This window comes from Arthrobacter sp. SRS-W-1-2016, from assembly GCF_002009585.1.
Lineage (GTDB): Bacteria > Actinomycetota > Actinomycetes > Actinomycetales > Micrococcaceae > Arthrobacter > Arthrobacter bambusae_A.
In genome coordinates, this window is the sequence record NZ_MTPV01000064.1 from 1 (window position 1) to 17,673 (window position 17,673).

The 17,673-nt window shown below is 65.0% G+C and carries 14 protein-coding genes and 1 pseudogene; 12 read left to right on the forward strand and 3 right to left on the reverse strand.

What is annotated here, in order from left to right; all coding sequences use genetic code 11:
- From BMF89_RS16265 to BMF89_RS16285, 5 genes and pseudogenes are all read left to right on the forward strand, one after another.
- Positions 1-747: pseudogene (locus tag BMF89_RS16265) on the forward strand (glycogen debranching enzyme); the annotation flags it as partial.
- Positions 744-3,062 (forward strand): malto-oligosyltrehalose synthase, encoded by a 2,319-nt coding sequence (treY, locus tag BMF89_RS16270; protein WP_078108125.1) that lies wholly within the window; start codon positions 744-746, stop codon positions 3,060-3,062. The pseudogene BMF89_RS16265 and the gene treY, both read left to right, overlap by 4 nt.
- 58 nt (positions 3,063-3,120) lie before the next feature.
- Complete coding sequence (treZ, locus tag BMF89_RS16275) at positions 3,121-4,881, forward strand: malto-oligosyltrehalose trehalohydrolase (RefSeq protein ID WP_078108126.1); 1,761 nt, start codon at positions 3,121-3,123, stop codon at positions 4,879-4,881.
- Between the two features lie 78 nt (positions 4,882-4,959).
- Positions 4,960-5,997 carry an L-glyceraldehyde 3-phosphate reductase gene (gene mgrA, locus BMF89_RS16280; RefSeq protein ID WP_078108127.1) on the forward strand — a complete coding sequence of 346 codons (1,038 nt, stop codon included), beginning with the start codon at positions 4,960-4,962 and terminating at the stop codon, positions 5,995-5,997.
- 165 nt (positions 5,998-6,162) lie between these two features.
- Positions 6,163-7,248, forward strand: a complete 1,086-nt coding sequence (locus BMF89_RS16285; RefSeq protein ID WP_078108128.1) for an inositol-3-phosphate synthase — start codon at positions 6,163-6,165, stop codon at positions 7,246-7,248.
- 138 nt (positions 7,249-7,386) lie between these two features.
- Here the strand turns inward: BMF89_RS16285 and BMF89_RS16290 are convergent, their stop codons facing one another.
- From BMF89_RS16290 to mshA, 3 genes are all read right to left on the reverse strand, one after another.
- Positions 7,387-8,349 carry a DUF559 domain-containing protein gene (locus BMF89_RS16290; protein WP_078108129.1) on the reverse strand — a complete coding sequence of 321 codons (963 nt, stop codon included), beginning with the start codon at positions 8,347-8,349 and terminating at the stop codon, positions 7,387-7,389.
- Positions 8,350-8,517: 168 nt separating this feature from the next.
- Complete coding sequence (locus tag BMF89_RS16295) at positions 8,518-10,212, reverse strand: formate--tetrahydrofolate ligase (protein WP_078108130.1); 1,695 nt, start codon at positions 10,210-10,212, stop codon at positions 8,518-8,520.
- A gap of 168 nt (positions 10,213-10,380) precedes the next feature.
- Positions 10,381-11,625, reverse strand: a complete 1,245-nt coding sequence (mshA, locus tag BMF89_RS16300; RefSeq protein ID WP_078108131.1) for a D-inositol-3-phosphate glycosyltransferase — start codon at positions 11,623-11,625, stop codon at positions 10,381-10,383.
- 199 nt (positions 11,626-11,824) lie between these two features.
- On the opposite strand from mshA, the gene BMF89_RS16305 reads away from it, so the two are divergent.
- The 7 genes from BMF89_RS16305 (at position 11,825) to tsaD (ending at position 17,645) form a co-directional block, all read left to right on the forward strand.
- Complete coding sequence (locus tag BMF89_RS16305) at positions 11,825-12,304, forward strand: GNAT family N-acetyltransferase (RefSeq protein ID WP_139359716.1); 480 nt, start codon at positions 11,825-11,827, stop codon at positions 12,302-12,304.
- Positions 12,305-12,379: 75 nt separating this feature from the next.
- Entirely contained in the window at positions 12,380-13,486 is a 1,107-nt protein-coding gene (locus BMF89_RS16310; protein ID WP_078108133.1) for a carbohydrate kinase family protein, read from the forward strand.
- A 104-nt stretch (positions 13,487-13,590) separates the two neighbouring features.
- Positions 13,591-14,763, forward strand: coding sequence for an alanine racemase (gene alr / locus BMF89_RS16315; protein ID WP_253190859.1), 1,173 nt, complete (start codon positions 13,591-13,593; stop codon positions 14,761-14,763).
- 26 nt (positions 14,764-14,789) lie between these two features.
- A complete protein-coding gene (gene tsaE / locus BMF89_RS16320; RefSeq protein WP_078108189.1) occupies positions 14,790-15,365 on the forward strand; it encodes a tRNA (adenosine(37)-N6)-threonylcarbamoyltransferase complex ATPase subunit type 1 TsaE in 576 nt (191 codons plus the stop codon).
- On the forward strand, positions 15,365-16,036 hold the full coding sequence (gene tsaB / locus BMF89_RS16325) for a tRNA (adenosine(37)-N6)-threonylcarbamoyltransferase complex dimerization subunit type 1 TsaB (protein WP_078108135.1): 672 nt from the start codon (positions 15,365-15,367) through the stop codon (positions 16,034-16,036). The genes tsaE and tsaB overlap by 1 nt, the downstream gene beginning before the upstream one ends.
- Entirely contained in the window at positions 16,033-16,521 is a 489-nt protein-coding gene (rimI, locus tag BMF89_RS16330; protein ID WP_139359707.1) for a ribosomal protein S18-alanine N-acetyltransferase, read from the forward strand. Before tsaB ends, rimI begins: the two co-directional genes overlap by 4 nt.
- Positions 16,518-17,645 (forward strand): tRNA (adenosine(37)-N6)-threonylcarbamoyltransferase complex transferase subunit TsaD, encoded by a 1,128-nt coding sequence (tsaD, locus tag BMF89_RS16335; RefSeq protein WP_078108136.1) that lies wholly within the window; start codon positions 16,518-16,520, stop codon positions 17,643-17,645. Before rimI ends, tsaD begins: the two co-directional genes overlap by 4 nt.
- The last annotated feature ends 28 nt before the right edge of the window (positions 17,646-17,673 follow it).

Here is a 17,673-nt window from a genome sequence, read left to right on the forward strand (position 1 = left end):
CAGGACTCCGAGCTGACGTGGATCAACTGGGACAGCGTGGACCAGCCGCTGGTGGAGTTCACGGCCGCGGTCAGCGCCTTGCGGGCCAAGCATCCGACCTTCCGGCGCAGCCGCTTCTTCGACGGACGCCCGGTACTGAGAGGTGAGGGCGAGAGGCTTCCGGACATCGTATGGCTCGACGTCGACGGAACCACCATGACGCCGTCGGACTGGGACAGTGGCTTCGGACGCTCGGTAGGGGTGTTCCTCAACGGTGACGGGATCCGCGGCCGGGACAACCAAGGCCGGCGCATCACGGACGTCAACTTCCTGCTCTACTTCAACGCCCACGACGACGAAGTCGGCTTCAAGCTGCCCTCGGATGAATATGCTCCCGCGTGGGACATCATCATCGACACGGCCGGCGGCGGAGCGGACACCGAACCCGTGAACGCGGAAGCAGTCCTGGGCGTCGGAGCCAAATCACTCGTGGTGTTGAGGGCACACAGTGTCCCGGACACGGACCCCGACCATTCCGTAGCCGCGTCCCTTGCCGCGTTGTCGCAGACAGCCACCACCGAAACGGCTTCCTTGACTGCGCCGGCCACACCGGCACCGTCCACCAATCCGCTCCAGGCCGTACCGGAAGAGGCACCCGAACCGAAAAAGCACCATGCATCCGAGCCAAAGGCTGACCCCGAAACCAAGCCTGCCGCTGCGCCGAAAAAGCCCAGAAAGCCACGCGCCCACAAGAACGGGGGATCATGAGGACACCCGTCTCGACGTACAGGCTCCAGATCAGGTCCTCGTTCACGCTCCAGGACGCGGCGGCCCTCACCGGATATCTGCGCGAGCTGGGGGTGGATTGGGTATACCTGTCGCCTATCCTGACGGCCGAGGAAGGCTCGGACCACGGTTACGACGTCACGGATCCCTCCACGATTGATGCTTCGCGCGGCGGTGCCGAAGGGCTCGCGGCGCTCTCCAAAGCGGCACGGGAAGCCGGCCTCGGAGTCCTCGTCGATATCGTTCCGAATCACATGGGAGTTGCCTCGCCCCCACAAAATGCCTGGTGGTGGTCCCTCCTCAAGGAGGGCAAGGCCTCCCGCTACGCGGAAGCGTTCGACGTCGACTGGGACTTCGGTGGTGGGAAGCTCCGGCTGCCGGTCCTTGGCAGCGATGACGACCTCGACAAGCTGGAAGTGGTGGACGGCGAATTGCGTTACTTCGACCACCGCTTCCCGTTGGCCGAAGGCAGCTACGCCGCGGGTGATGACGCCAAGGACGTCCATGCGCGGCAGCACTACGAGCTGGTCGGCTGGCGCCGGGCCGACGACGAACTGAATTACCGCCGGTTCTTCGCGGTCAACACGCTGGCCGGGATACGGGTCGAAATCCCCTGGGTCTTCGAGGAAGCCCACGCGGAGATCGCCCGATGGTTCCGTGACGGGCTTGTGGACGGGCTGAGGATCGACCACCCGGACGGGCTCGCGGACCCCGCCGGGTACCTGGAGCGCCTGAAGGAAACCACGGCTGGCTCCTATCTGCTCGTCGAGAAGATCCTGGAGCCCGGGGAAAGCCTTCCGGAGAACTTCGACTGCGAGGGGACCACAGGTTACGACGCCCTCGCCGACGTCGATCGCCTTTTCGTGGACCCCGACGCCGAAGTGCAGCTTGACGCCTTGGACGGCAGGCTCCGGGGCACCGGTTCGCCCGCCGATTACGACGCCATGATCCACGGCACCAAGCGCCGTATCACGGATGGCATCCTGCATTCGGAAATCCTGCGGCTCGCGAGGCTCGTCCCGGAATCGCCGGAGCTGCCCCGCCTGGAGGTGGCTGACGCCCTGGCCGAGATCATCGCCTCGTTCCACGTCTACCGGAGCTACCTTCCCTACGGCAAAGACACCCTGGTGGAGGCCGTTGAGCGCGCTGCACGGACCAGGCCTGAGCTGGACCAGATCCTCAAAGCGTTGCTCCCGCTGCTGCTCGACGCCGGCCGTGAACTGGGCCGGCGGTTCCAGCAGACGTCCGGGATGGTTATGGCCAAGGGCGTGGAAGACACTGCGTTCTTCCGTTACACGCGCCTTGGAACGCTGACAGAAGTGGGAGCGGATCCCACGGAGTTCGCGTTGTCCACGGCTGGATTCCACGAACGCATGGCCCGCCGCCAGGCGCTGCTCCCGCTGTCCATGACCACCCTGACCACGCATGACACCAAGCGCAGTGAAGACACCCGTGCCAGGATCTCCGCCATCTCCGAGGCAGTCCCGGACTGGGAAGCCTTCGTGGACCGCATGCAGGAACTGGCGCCGATCCCCGACGGGCCACTTGCGGCGCTCGTATGGCAAGCCGTCGCGGGTGCGTGGCCGGCCAGCCGGGAACGCCTCCAGGGTTACGTCGCCAAAGCAGCACGCGAAGCCGGCAACTCCACCAACTGGACGGAGCCGGACGAAGGCTTCGAAGCGAAGCTGGCCTCCGCCGTCGACGCCGTTTTCGACGTGCCGGAGGTGACGGCCGCCCTCGAAGCGTTCGTTGCACTTCTGGACCCGTATGGAACGTCCAACTCACTGTCGGCGAAGATTGTCCAGCTGACCATGCCGGGCGTACCCGATGTCTACCAAGGCACTGAGTTTTGGGATCGTTCACTCACCGACCCCGACAACCGGCGCGCGGTCGACTTCGAACGGCGGAGGGCAGCACTCGCAGCCCTCGACGCCGGTGTCCAGACTGAAGCGCGGGACGAATTTGCCAAGCTTCTGCTGACGTCCCGGGCCTTGCGCCTGCGACGCGACCGGCCGGAGCTTTTCGGTGGTTACAGTCCTGTCATGGCCGAGGGTCCCGCCGCCGAACACCTGATCGCCTTCGACCGCGGAACCGCTGCCGACGGTGGCGGCGCTATCACTTTGGGCACGAGGCTGCCGCGGAAACTTGAGCGAAACGGCGGGTGGGAGGAAACTTTCATTCGCCTCGGAACCGCGGTCCAGGATGAGCTCACAGGCAACAGTTACGCCCCGGGCGAGGTGCCCGTCGCAAGGCTGCTGCAGAGATACCCGGTGGCTTTGCTTGTACCCATTGGCTAGCCAGAGCACCGACAACGACGGGCCCATGAAGCCCGGACGAGACGATTGAGGGGGAGCGATGGCCGAGAAGACCAACGTGGGAAAACGGTTCGATGTATGGGCCCCGTCAGCAGAGTCCGTGACTCTGCTGGCGGACGGTCAGCACCACGAAATGCGATCACACGACGACGGCGGCGGCGCGGGCTGGTGGGCGGCGGACGTACCCCGGTTGGCCGGGACTGATTACGGCTATCTGGTGAACGGGGAGGGACCTTTTCCCGATCCTAGGTCGCAGCGCCAGCCGGACGGAGTCCATGCTCTTTCCCGCACCTTCGACTCCTCGTCTTATGCCTGGAATGATTCGGATTGGGCAGGACGCGGGCTTGGCGGCGCGGTCATCTATGAGCTCCACCTCGGGACCTTCACTCCGGAAGGCACCCTCGACTCAGCCGCGGAAAAGCTGGACTACCTCGTTGAACTGGGAATCGACTTCGTGGAGCTCCTGCCGGTCAATGCCTTCAACGGTCCCCACAACTGGGGGTACGACGGCGTGCTGTGGTTTGCCGTCCACGAGGGCTACGGGGGGCCGGAGGCCTATCAGCGATTTGTGGATGCGGCGCATGCTGCCGGACTCGGCGTGATCCAGGATGTGGTCTACAACCATCTGGGCCCCAGCGGGAACTACTTGCCGAAATTCGGCCCCTACCTGAAGTCCGGCGAAGGCAACACGTGGGGCGACTCAGTGAACCTGGACGGCTTCGGCTCCGACGAAGTCCGGCAATACATCCTGGACAACGCCGCCATGTGGTTGGATGACTTCCACGTTGACGGGCTGCGCCTCGACGCCGTCCATGCCCTCCGCGATGAGCGTGCCGTCCATATCCTGGAAGACCTCGCCAGCCTCGCGGATGGCATCGAAGCCGAAACCGGCGTCCCCAAGACCCTGATCGCGGAATCGGACCTGAACAATCCGCGCCTCATCTACCGCCGGGATACCAACGGCTACGGACTGGAAGGACAGTGGAGCGACGATTTCCACCACGCCGTGCACGTGAACCTTACGGGTGAGACGGCCGGCTATTACGCGGATTTCGATTCCTTGGGCGCACTGGCGAAGGTGCTTGAACACGGCTTCTTCCACGACGGGAGCTACTCTAGCTTTCGCGGCAGGCATCATGGCCGGCCCATCCGGCCGGGACTGGTCCATCCCGCGGCTTTGGTGGTCTGCAACCAAAACCACGATCAAATCGGAAACCGCGCCGCCGGTGACCGCCTGAGTTCGAGCCTGTCCTACGGCAGGCTGGCGCTCGCCGCCGTGCTGACCATGACGTCGCCGTTCACCCCGATGCTCTTCATGGGCGAAGAATTCGGCGCGTCCACGCCGTGGCAGTTTTTCACCTCGCATCCCGAGGAATGGCTGGCGGAGGCCACAGCGACGGGCCGGCTCAAGGAATTCGAACGGATGGGCTGGGACCCTGCGTTGGTGCCCAACCCCCAGGATCCGGAGACGTTTGAACGCTCCAAGCTCAAGTGGGAGGAAGCCCACGACGGCGATCACGCCCGATTGCTGGATCTTTACCGGGCGTTGGCGAAGCTCAGACGCTCGACGCCGGAGCTCGCCGGGGGCGGGTTCGCCGACACCCACGTCGACTTCAGCGAAGAGGACAAATGGCTGGTTCTTAGCCGGGGCGCCGTGCGGGTAGCCTACAACTTCGGGGACCAGACCCTGACGAAGGCTATGGACGGCGAAGTCTTGCTTGCCACGGAGTCTTCGGCCGCCGTCGGGAACGGAAAGCTGACGCTCCCGGGGGAGAGCGCCGCCGTCGTGCGCCTTAGCTGACAGCGAGCCGGAAGGTGACCGCGCCCACATGGCGGACCTTGCGCTTCGAGCCTCGAATGCGGTGGCAGGATGGTACGTATGACTTATTCGGCTGCGGAAAACCGCTATGAAACCATGCCCTACCGCCGCGTCGGACGCAGCGGCCTCAAACTTCCCGCGATCTCGCTGGGACTATGGCATAACTTCGGCGACGACAAGCGTTTCGAAGAGCAGCGCGCCATCCTCCGCCGGGCCTTCGACCTGGGGATCAACCACTTCGACCTCGCCAACAACTACGGTCCGCCGGACGGTTCGGCTGAAACGAACTTCGGCCGCCACCTGAAGGACGACTTCAAGCCGTACCGCGACGAACTCGTCATTTCCACCAAGGCCGGCTACTACATGTGGCCGGGCCCCTACGGAGAATGGGGCTCCCGCAAGTACCTTCTCTCCAGCCTGGACCAGTCGCTCCAGCGCATGGGACTGGACTACGTGGACATCTTCTACAGCCACCGTCCCGATCCCGAGACCCCGCTGGAAGAAACCATGGGCGCCCTGGACCACGCAGTCCGTTCCGGCAAAGCGCTCTATGCGGGGATCTCTTCGTACACCCCGGAGCAGACCCTCGAGGCGGCCCGGATCCTCAAGGAGATGGGCACGCCGTTGCTCATCCACCAGCCCAGCTATTCCATGCTCAACCGCTGGACCGAGAACGGTACGCCCAACCTCTACGAAACGCTCGACCAGGTTGGCGCGGGATCCATCGCCTTCTCCCCGCTGGCTCAGGGAATGCTCACCAACCGCTACCTGAACGGCATCCCGGCGGACTCGCGTGCCGCCAAGGAACGGTTCTTGTCCGAATCAGCGCTGACCGAGGAAAAGCTGAGCCGGGTGCGTGGCTTGAACGCCATCGCCGAAGGGCGCGGCCAGACCCTCGCCCAGATGGCTATCGCCTGGATCCTGCGCGAGCAGCCCAAGGGTTCGCCTGTGACATCGGCATTGGTGGGCGCGTCAAGCGTCGCCCAGCTGGAGGACACTGTGTCCGCGACCAACAACCTCGGCTTCACGTCGGAGGAACTGACAGCAATTGACGAGTTCGCCGTCGAATCCGACATCAATCTGTGGGCGCAGAAGTAGATTCGCACACTTAATTCACGAGCGGGGCCGGCTGGGAACAAAGCCGGCCCCGTTCGGGTTGGTTACAATGCAAAGAGCGCCGAATGGCGCTGTGCCTTTAAGACGCCGTCCTACACTCAGGTACGGACGCGCTAGGCACCTGAGGTTAGTTCTCAAAGGAGTTCCGTGTCTTCACATCCGATTCGTGTCGCCATTGTCGGCGTAGGTAACTGCGCCGCTTCGCTGGTCCAAGGTGTCCACTACTATCGCGATGCCGACCCCCAGGCCACGATTCCGGGTCTGATGCATGTCGAGTTCGGCAAGTACCACGTCAACGACGTCCAGTTCGTCGCTGCCTTCGACGTCGACAGCAAGAAGGTCGGCCTCGACCTCGCTGACGCCATCGGCGCCAGCGAAAACAACACCATCAAGATTGCCGACGTCCCCTCGACGGGCGTGACCGTGCAGCGCGGCCACACCCTGGACGGCTTGGGCAAGTACTACCGCGAGACCATCGTCGAGGCTCCGGAAGAAGCAGTGGACATCGTCGCCGCACTGCGCGAAGCCAAGGCCGACGTCATGGTCTGCTACCTGCCCGTCGGTTCCGAGGATGCTGCACACTTCTACGCGCAGTGCGCCATCGACGCCGGTGTTGCCTTCGTCAACGCCCTGCCGGTCTTCATCGCGGGCACCAAGGAATGGGCCGACAAGTTCACCGCCGCCGGTGTGCCGATCGTCGGCGATGACATCAAGAGCCAGATCGGCGCCACCATCACGCACCGCGTCATGGCCAAGCTCTTCGAAGACCGCGGCGTCACGCTGGACCGCACGTACCAGCTGAACGTCGGCGGCAACATGGACTTCAAGAACATGCTGGAGCGCGACCGCCTGGAATCCAAGAAGATCTCCAAGACCCAGGCTGTGACCTCCAACGTCGAGGCCGTCCTGCACGCCGACGACGTCCACATCGGCCCGTCCGACTACGTCGCCTGGCTCGATGACCGCAAATGGGCGTTCGTCCGCCTCGAAGGCCGCAACTTCGGCGATGCCCCGGTGTCCCTGGAATACAAGCTCGAAGTCTGGGACTCCCCGAACTCTGCCGGCGTGATCATCGACGCCATCCGCGCCGCCAAGATCGGCCTGGACCGCGGTATCGGCGGCCCGCTGCTCTCGGCTTCGAGCTACTTCATGAAGTCCCCGCCGGAGCAGTTCAACGACGACCTCGCCCGCGAAAAGGTCGAGGCTTTCATCCGCGGCGACGTCGAGCGCTAAACGCCCGCTCACTTATATCGGGTTTTGGCCGGACGCCCGCTCACTAATGTGGGGTTTTGGCCGGACGCCCGCTCACCTATGGGGGTTTTGGCCGGACGCCCGCTCACCTTCAGGTGAGCGGGCGTCCGACGTTTAAGCTCACGACACGGCACTTGCGAACCCGGATGCGACGGCAGGATCGACCCACGCTGACCGCAGCGCCTTCTTGATCTTCTTGGTGGCCAGCTCGAATCCGTCTGCCAGATCGTCCTTGCGGAACACGAGGACGGTCCACCCGGCAGCTTCGAAGGCTTTGTTCCGGCGTCGATCACTAAGTGTCTGGGCCTCCGCGAGGTGATGGCCGCCGTCGTACTGAATGGCGACCCGCCTGTGGCGGAACCCCAAATCCGCCGACGGCGAGAACGGATCGTCACTTCGCAAGCTGAGCTGGAGTTCGGGTTCGGGGATTCCCGCGTCCAGCATGGCCAAGCGAAGCATGGACTCCGGGGGAGAGTCTGCGCCCACGCGCATCAGTTCGAGCGCCTGCCGGGCACGCACGACGCCCTGCAAATTTGGATGCCGCTCCACCAAGGCGCGCAGTTCTTCAAGGGTAGCGAAGGGTGTGTCCCGCCCTTCCAGCGCCTGTCGGGGTACGCGAATCAGTTCGTCGCCCATACAGACGAGGTAGTCCAAAGGCAGCAGCCGGGCCATGTCCAGCCAAGTGCGGGGCCGGGTGCTGATCCGTATTCCATCAACGGATTCGACCTCGTCCTCGGCCGCGATCACCCTGTGCCCGATCACGCCCATGCGGCGGGCTCCAGGCAACGATCGCGGTTTGCTGAGGTGCAGCTCCGTCGAATCGGCAAGCCAGGGCGGAAGGCTGGAGCAGCGAAGGCGCGCCGCCGTCACGTGCGAGATCCAGGCACCGGGGGTGGCGGCCGACAGCGCACGGGCGGCCGCCTCCAGATCGAAGTCCCAGCCGCTCGGACGGTAGAGGTTACGGCTGACGCGCTCGACGTCGGCGCGAAGCAGGCGGCCGCGCGGGACGCCCCGGGCTTGGGCCTCGGCGAGCGTGAACGGACCTGAAAGCAGTTCAGTGGGAAGGGCAAACTCGTTTCGCATACCCGCATTGTTGCGCAAAGGGGCGGGTGCTCGCAGAAGTTATCCACAGGCCCGGGATTAGGCCGTAGATCTTGTCATCCTCCGGAGCTGTAGATGAGCGCGCGTTTCCCGAAAGTGCCATATAGGTGAGCGAGCGTCGCGTGAAAGGGCCATATAGGTGAGCGAGGGTCAGAAGAGGCCCACCGGGTTGCCGTGCTCATCGACGTCCATTCGCATGGCGGCGGGCTCCTTGGGCAAGCCGGGCATCGTCATGACTGCACCGGTCAGTGCGACGATGAAGCCCGCCCCTGTCTTGGGAATCAGTTCGCGGACATGCACCGTAAATCCCTTGGGGGCACCCAACTGGGAGGCGTCGTCGGTGAATGAATATTGGGTCTTCGCCATGCAAACGGGCATCCCGCTCCAGCCATTTTTCCGGATGTCCGCGAGGCGCCTGAGCGCGGGGACGGAGAACTCCACACCGTCGGCGCCGTAGATTTCCTGGACTATCGTGCGGATCTTGTCCTCCACTGACAGGCTCAGGGGATACAAATGACGGAAGTCCGACGGCGTTGCTGCCGCCACCACTCCGGCGACCTTCGCCGCAAGCTCGTCGCCGCCGTCGCCCCCTCCTCCTCTGCCCCAGACATCCGCGACCGCTGCCTGCACTCCCTCCCGGGCGCACCAGGCCAGCAGCCAGTCGAGCTCTTCTGTTGTGTCCGTCGCGAACTTGTTGATGGCAACGACCGGGGTGACGCCAAACTTCTCGACATTGTGCACATGCCGTTTCAAGTTCTCGACGCCGGCAGCGAGCGCCTCGACGTTCGGCTCCTTGAGAAGCTCCTTCGGGATGCCCCCCTGCATCTTCAACGCCCGGATAGTTGCGACCACGACGACGGCGGACGGCGCCACGTCCGCGATGCGCGACTTGATGTCCATGTACTTTTCGGCCCCAAGGTCGGCGCCGAATCCCGCTTCCGTGACCACGATGTCGGCGAGCTCCTGGGCCGTTTGTGTGGCGATGAGAGAGTTGCAGCCATGTGCGATGTTGGCGAACGGCCCGCCATGCACCAGGGCCGGCGTCCCTGCGATGGTTTGAACGAGGTTCGGTTTGATAGCGTCCTTCAGCAGCATGGTCAGTGCGCCCTGGACACCGAGATCAGCCACGGTGACCGGCCGCCGGTCATAGCTGTATCCGAAAGTGATGCGGCCGAGGCGCTCGCGGAGATCATCCAAGTCCGTCGCGAGGCAGAAGACGGCCATGATTTCGGACGCAACGGTGATGTCGAAGCCGTCCTGCCGCGGGACTCCTTGAGCGGGCCCGCCCAGGCCGATGATGACTTCGCGCAGCGAGCGGTCGTTCATATCGAGGACCCGTTTGAACGTCATGCGGCGGGGGTCGATGTTGAGCTCGTTGCCTTGGAAGATGTGGTTGTCCACGAGGGCCATGAGGGCATTATTGGCGGACGTGATTGCGTGGAAGTCGCCGGTGAAATGCAGGTTGATCTCGTCCATGGGAAGAACCTGGGAGTAGCCGCCACCGGTCGCTCCTCCCTTCATGCCCAGGATCGGTCCAAGGGAGGGTTCGCGCAGCGCGATCATCACGCGGTGGCCAGCCCGTGTCAAGGAATCGGCAAGGCCCACCGTGGTTGTGGACTTTCCCTCGCCCGCCGGCGTCGGGGACATGGCCGAGACGAGGACGATCTTGCCGGCGCGTTTGGCCGCCGGGAGACGCAGTTTGGCAGGATCGATCTTCGCCTTGAACCGGCCGTACAGTTCCAGGGCATCGACGTTGATCCCGGCACGCTCTGCGATTTCCACGATGGGACGTATCGCCGCACTCCGGGCAATGTCGAGGTCGCTCAAGATCTTGTTTTCAGACATCCTTGTCCTCAACTCCTCGGGAACACTGTCCGCGACAATCTATCAGTCGTGCCCTCATAGGTGAGCGAGGGTTTGGGGGATTGCGGCGATAGGTGAGCGAGGGTTTGGGGGATTGCGGCGATAGGTGAGCGAGGGTTTGGGGAATTGCCGCGATAGGTGAGCGGGCGTTTAGCTTGGGCGGACAAGGACGGCGCCGATGGCGGAGTGGTAGCTCTCGAGCGCGATGGCGGCCGTCCTGTGCCAGCCGAATGCCTCCGCATGGACGGCAGCAGCGCGGCCCATGTCTTCGCGGGTCCGGGGATCGTCGTACAGGGCTTCGATGACGTCGGCCCAGCGCGAGGGATCGTGGCCGTCAACCAAAATGCCCGTGCGACCGTCGGCAACGGCGCGGGACAGGCCGCCCACGTTGGTGGCCACCACCGGGGTGCCGCAGGCCTGCGCCTCGAGGGCAACAAGCCCGAACGATTCGCTGAAGGATGGCATCACCACGACGTCGGCTGAACGGAACCAGCCCGCCAGCTTGGGCGCCTTGACCGGTGCGCGGTGGGTGACGACGTCGTCGAGCCCAGCGGCAGTGATGAAGGACTGCAGATTGAAGTCCTTGGCGCCGCTCAAGGCGCCCAGGATGGTCAGTTCGAGGTCGATGTCGGGCCGCCTCTTGCGGAGGATTCCCGCAGCCTCGACGAAGATCTGCGGTCCCTTGAGCCGCTGGATGCGTCCAGCGAAGAGCAAGTGGAAACTGCCGGGCCGCACTCCAAGCTCGGCGCGGGACCGGGCCCGGAAGGCGGGAGTGAACACGGTGAGGTCAACGCCGGGGGGAGCGATGTCGATGTGGTCGAAATCGGCGTCGTAGTGCGACACGAGCTCCTGGGCTTCGGCAGGAGTGTTGGCCACGAGGCGGGTGGCTCCATCCACGATCCTCTGTTCGCCGTCTTCACGCAGGCGCGGCTCCGGGCGCTCGCCGGATTCGAGCACCAGGTTCTTGACCTTCGCCATCGTGTGCATCGTGTGGATCAGCGGCACGTTCCACAATGCGGAGAGTTCGAGGCCGGCCACACCGGACACCCAGTAGTGCGAATGGATGGCGTCGTAACGGCCGTGCGGTTGCCGCTGCCGGATCCTCTCGACTTCGGCAACCATGGCGTGGAGAAGATCGGGCAGTTCCTCCTTGGGCAGTTTCCGGGGCGGGCCTGCCAGGACGTTGTGGACGCAGACGCCGGGACCTGGATGTTCGACGGCGGGCTGCCCGGCGGACGTCGAACGCGTGAAGATCTCTACCTCCACGCCAAGATCAGCCAACGCCATGGCCAGCGCCCGGACGTAGACATTCATGCCGCCCGCATCGCCCGAACCCGGCTGCTCCATAGGCGAAGTATGGAGTGACAGGAAGGCCACGCGACGGATCAACGACACCGCTACCTCCTGTATCCAACGCAATTCAACAAGTTCCGCAAAGCGATAAATCCTCTGCGTCCCAGCGAAAACACTACTCCTGAGCTCCCCGGCATTGCAGCCAGCCTGCAGGGCCGGCCGTGCATGGCGGGCTGATACCGTAACGGACGTGAGCCACTCAAACAGCGAAACAGCAACGGCGGCGGCCGTTAAATACGAGATCCGGCCCGCCCGGTCAAGCGACTGGCCCGGGATCTGGGCCGTCCTGGAACCCGTGATCCGGGCAGGGGAGACCTTCACCTGGGACCGCGACACTACCGAAGAAGCCGCCCGAAGCAAATGGATCAAGGAAGCGCCCGGCCTGACCTTTGTGGCAGTGCGCGACGGCGACGTGCTGGGTACCGGTGAACTGCACGCCAACCAGGGCGGAGGCGGAAGCCACGTGGCCAACGCCGGCTACATGGTCCGTGCCGACCAAGGCGGGCAGGGAATCGCCCGGGCACTGTGTGCCTATTCCTTGGTTGCCGCCCGGGATGCCGGGTTCAAGGCGATGCAGTTCAACGCCGTCGTCGAAAGCAACGTTCGCGCAGTGGGACTGTGGCAGTCCATGGGCTTCCGTATCCTGGCGACCATCCCCGAGGCCTTCCAGCATCCAACCCTTGGCTACGTCGGGCTGCACGTCATGTACCAGGAACTTTAGCCCGGTCCGCGATTCGTCCGGTCCGCGCCGGGCTAAAGCTATGCACAATCGTGGCCGCGGCGTAGTCTGCCGTGCATGGACGCAACGCCCAGGGCCCGATTCGATCCCCTCGCCGCGATCCGTGACGATGCGCCGGGGGAAGGGGCCAACCCAGGTTGCGACCTCCTGCTGACTGGCACCGTGTTCCAGGACATTATCTTTACCGGACTGGACCGCAGCCCTGAACCGGGGACCGAAGTGTGGAGCCAAGGCATGGGGACCTGCCCTGGCGGCGTGGCCAACCAAGCGATCGCTGCTGCGCGGCTTGGACTGCGGACCAGCCTCGCTGCGGCCTTCGGGGATGACGGATACGGGGACTTCAACTGGCGGATCCTGGAAAGCCAGGAGCACGTGGACCTCTCCCTGTCCAGGCGGTTCGAAGGCTGGCATTCCCCGGTCACTGTCTCGTTGTGCGTCGATCAGGATCGTTCCATGGTCACCCACGGACATCCCTCGCCCATGAGCGCTTCGGAACTGATTGGCGAGCCGCCCAAGGCGCTTGCCGCCGTCGCGGACCTCGGCGAGGAGCCAGAGCCCTGGATGCTGGCGGCAAGGAGAGCTGGCGTCAAACTCTTCGGCGACGCCGGATGGGATCCGACGGGAGAATGGTCTTCGAGGCGGCTCGACCAGCTCGGCAATTTCCACGCCTTCATGCCGAACCAACGGGAAGCGATGGCCTTCACCGGCAAGGACAACCCCTGGTCTGCCCTCTACACCCTCGCCGACCGGGTTCCGGTGGCTGTAGTGACGCTGGGAGCGCAGGGAGCCATGGCCGTGGATTCCGAAACCGGTGAGGAGGAGTGGGTGCCGTCCCTTCCTGTGACGGCGTACGACCCCACCGGTGCGGGCGACTGCTTCGGTGCGGCGTTTGTTGTGGGCTGCCTCGCCGGATGGCCGTTGGGGGACCGGCTCCGTTTTGCCAATCTTTGCGCCTCGCTGGCGGTACAGGAAGTGGGCGGCTCGCTGGCTGCACCTGGTTGGGGAGACATCGCCGATTGGTGGCAGCGCGCCAACGCCCGGCGGGAGCGGCAGTCCAGCCAGTGGCTCAAACGGTTCGCCTTCCTCGAGGACATTGTGGGGGATGTCCCGCCCGGGGCCCAACGTCGTGCGACGGCCACGATCGCCCACAACTCGGATGCTTGAGCGGCGCCCACGCCAGTCAACCCGCCCGCTCCAGTCAACCCGCATGTCGTTGCGGCACTAGAATCGTGAGGGTGACTTACGAAGCAGCTGCCAGTTTCGAGCCCTTGAAGAGATCGGGTTCGGCAACGGTCCTCGAACGATCAGCCGTCATTGACCTGGACGCCATCCGGCACAACGTACGCCAGTTCGTGGCCATTGCCTCGCCCGCAAGCGTCATGGCCGTGGTCAAGGCCGACGCTTACGGCCACGGCGCGGTGCAGGTGGCGCGGGCAGCCCTCGAAGCCGGTGCCCGCTGGCTCGGTGTTGCCCACATTTCGGAGGCTTTGGCGCTGCGCGCTGCTGGAATAGACGCCCCCATGCTGGCCTGGCTGCACACCAGCCAAAGCAACTTCCAAGCGGCGGTTGCCGCCGGCGTCGACGTCGGGATTTCCGGCTGGGAGCTGGACGCGGTGGTCGCCGCGGCACGCGAGCAGGAACGCCCGGCCCGCATCCACCTCAAGGTTGACACTGGCCTGGGCCGCAACGGCTCCACGATCGCCCAGTGGGACCGGGTGGTGGGCCAGGCCATGGAGTACCAGGACGAGGGCCTCCTGCGCGTGGTGGGCATCTTCTCGCACTTGGCTGTGGCCGATGAGCCCCACCGTCCCGAGACCGATGAACAGTTGGCAGCCTTCCGGGAAGCGATTGCGGTGGCGGAGGACGCCGGAGTGGACACCGAAGTCCGGCACCTGGCCAACACGCCCGGTACGCTGTCGCGCCCGGATGCCCACTTCGACCTCGTCCGCGTAGGGCTCGGGCTCTACGGGCTGTCACCTTTCGAAGGACAAAGCTCGGCGGAACTCGGCCTGCGCCCCGCCATGACGGTGCGCACCCTCGTTTCCAACTGCAAGCGGGTGCCCGAAGGCCAGGGGGTGTCCTATGGCCTCGACTACCGGACGTCCAGCGAGAGTTCCTTGGGCCTGATCCCCCTCGGCTACGCCGACGGCGTGCCGCGCGTCGCCACCGGCGGACCGGTGCGGGTCAATGGAGTCAACTACCCCGTGGTCGGCCGCATCGCGATGGACCAGATGGTCATCGACCTGGGGAAGCCGGTAACAGACGAAGCCGGCTGGCTGGGTGCCGAAGCCGTCATGTTCGGTGCCGGCGCCGGCGACGGCCCGACGGCGGACGACTGGGCCGCCGCGGCGGGAACCAATAACTATGAGATTGTCACGCGCATCAGCCCGCGCGTGCCCCGCATCTACATCAATGAGATCCCGGGGACGGATGCCCGGTGAGCGGGCCGTCGATTAGCAAGGCCCCGTTGACTGAGGCCTTGTGGGAACGGACGGTCAAGGTCGCGACGGCGGAGCAGACGCACGCTTTGGGTTCGGCGCTCGCCGGGGTCCTTGAGCCCGGTGACCTGCTCGTCCTGACAGGCGAACTCGGTGCCGGCAAGACCACTTTCACGCAGGGACTCGGCGAAGGACTGGGTGTCCGGGCCGGCGTCATTTCACCTACGTTCGTCCTGGTGCGCATCCACCCGAACCTGCCGGACGGGCCGCGCCCCGGCGGTCCCGACCTGGTCCACGTCGATGCCTACCGGCTGGGGTCCGCCGCGGAAATCGACGACATCGACCTCGAAAACACCATGGACAACTCCGTGACGGTTGTCGAATGGGGGCGGGAGCGCGTGGAACACCTTTCGGATAGCCGCCTGGACATCGAGATGCACCGGACCGTGGGCGGCGCGGATACGGCGGTAACCCGCCCGGAGGCGGGGCAGGACGCCGTACTGGACTTCGACCCGGAGGACGACGACGAACCCCGCACCATCGTTTTCCGCGGCTTTGGCCCTCGTTGGAGCGCCGTGCCCGGAATATTGGAGGAGAACGCCTGATGCTGATCTTGGCCATTGATACTTCGGCCGTGGCGAGTGCGGCACTCATCTCGGACGATGCCATGGAGGGCGTGGTGGAATCCTTCGCCACGGAGGACACCCGCAGCCACGCTGAGGTCCTGGCGCCAGGCATCGAGAAACTCCTGGGCGACGCGGGCGTAAGCGGTGCAGACCTCGACCTCATCGTCACCGGCGTCGGCCCCGGGCCGTTCACCGGGCTTCGCTCGGGGATTGCGACCGCCCGCACTTTGGCGTTTGCGTGGAACAAGCCTCTTTTCGGGCTCATGAGCCTGGATGCGATCGCTTTGGAAGTGGCAGAGTCAACAGAGGCGCAGGCAGAGTTCCTGGTGGCCACGGACGCCCGTCGCAAGGAGGTCTACTGGGCGCGCTACACGCTCACGGAAGGCCAACTTCCGCAACTCGTGGACGGTCCGCACGTCGGGTTCGCCTCGGAGTTGCCCGATCTACCGGTCTTCGGCGCCGGCGGCGGCATCTACGCGGATGTCGTCAACGCGAACGAGGAATTCAGCACCACCCAGCCCGACGCAGCCTCGTTGGGCCAGTTCGCCATGGCCTTGCTCACTGCGGGCGAAAAGCTGCCGGACTCCACACCCTTGTATTTGCGGGAATCCGACGCGCAAGTGCCCGGCCCCAGGAAGCGTGCCTTGTGAACCCCTCGTACCAATTCAAGCTCGACGGCGTGACCTTGCGTAACATGACCCCTGACGACGTCACCGCGGTCGAGGTCCTCGAGCGCCGGCTCTTCCCGGTGGACGCGTGGCCGATGCAGATGTTCTTCGACGAACTTGCCCAGATAGATACCCGCCGTTACGTCGTGGCCGAAGCCGACGGAAAGATCGTGGCCTACGCCGGGCTCATGTGCATCGAGCCGATCGCGGACGTCCAGACAATCGCCGTCGTGCCCGAATTCGAAGGCAGGGGAATTGGCTCCGCCATCCTCACGGAACTGATCGAAGAGGCCCGACGGCGGGGCGCGGTGGAAGTGCTCCTGGAGGTCCGCGCGGACAATCCACGAGCGCAGGCACTGTACGTGCGGTTCGGCTTCGAGCAGATCCACGTGCGCAGGCGGTACTACCGCGACGGCACGGACGCCCTCATCATGAGGTTGACATTGACTGAAGGAATACCGGCATGAACCACCCCGGCCACGTGAATCAGCCCGGCACCGTCCAGCCGCTCGTGCTGGGGATCGAATCCTCCTGCGACGAAACCGGCGTCGGGATCGTCCGCGGAACCACGCTACTGACCAACACGGTGTCTTCCTCGATGGATGAGCACGTCCGTTTCGGCGGCGTCATTCCGGAGATCGCTTCGCGCGCGCACCTGGACGCTTTTGTTCCCACGCTGCAGGAGGCCTTGCACGAAGCAAGGGTGGCGCTGGACGATATCGACGCCATCGCCGTGACCTCCGGACCCGGCTTGGCGGGCGCGCTCATGGTGGGCGTCTGCGCGGCCAAGGCGCTCTCTGTTGCCACGGGCAAGCCGCTCTACGCGATCAACCACTTGGTGGCGCACGTCGGCGTCGGGCTCCTTGACGGCGCCGGTGGCGGCACGGGGGGACTCGGTTCAGGCGCTCGGCTGCCGGAAAATCTCGGAGCGCTGCTCGTTTCGGGCGGACACACGGAAATCCTGCGCATCCGCAGCATCACCGACGACGTCGAGATGCTTGGTTCCACCATCGACGACGCCGCAGGCGAGGCCTACGACAAGGTCGCCAGGCTCCTGGGCCTTGGCTACCCGGGCGGACCGGCCATCGACAAACTCGCCAAGCACGGCAACGCCAAGGCCATCCGTTTCCCGCGCGGCCTGACGCAACCGAAGTACATGGGGACCGCGGAGGAACCGGGACCCCACCGCTACGATTGGTCCTTCAGCGGGCTCAAGACCGCCGTCGCGCGCTGTGTTGAACAATTCGAAGCCCGGGGCGAGGACGTTCCCGTCGCCGATATCGCCGCCGCGTTCCAGGAGGCGGTGGTGGACGTCATCACGTCCAAGGCTGTGCTGGCCTGCAAGGAGAACCGCATCACGGATCTCCTGCTGGGTGGTGGCGTCGCTGCCAACTCCCGGCTCCGTGAACTGACAGGGCAACGCTGCGCCGCGGCGGGGATCACCCTGCATGTGCCGCCGCTGTCACTGTGTACCGACAATGGAGCCATGGTTGCTGCCCTGGGCGCGCAGCTCATCATGGCCGGAATCGGTCCCAGCGGCGTTGCTTTCGCTCCGGATTCCTCCCTGCCGGTGACCACGGTTTCGGTGTAGGCACGGGACCCGGCCGGTGGCCGGACAG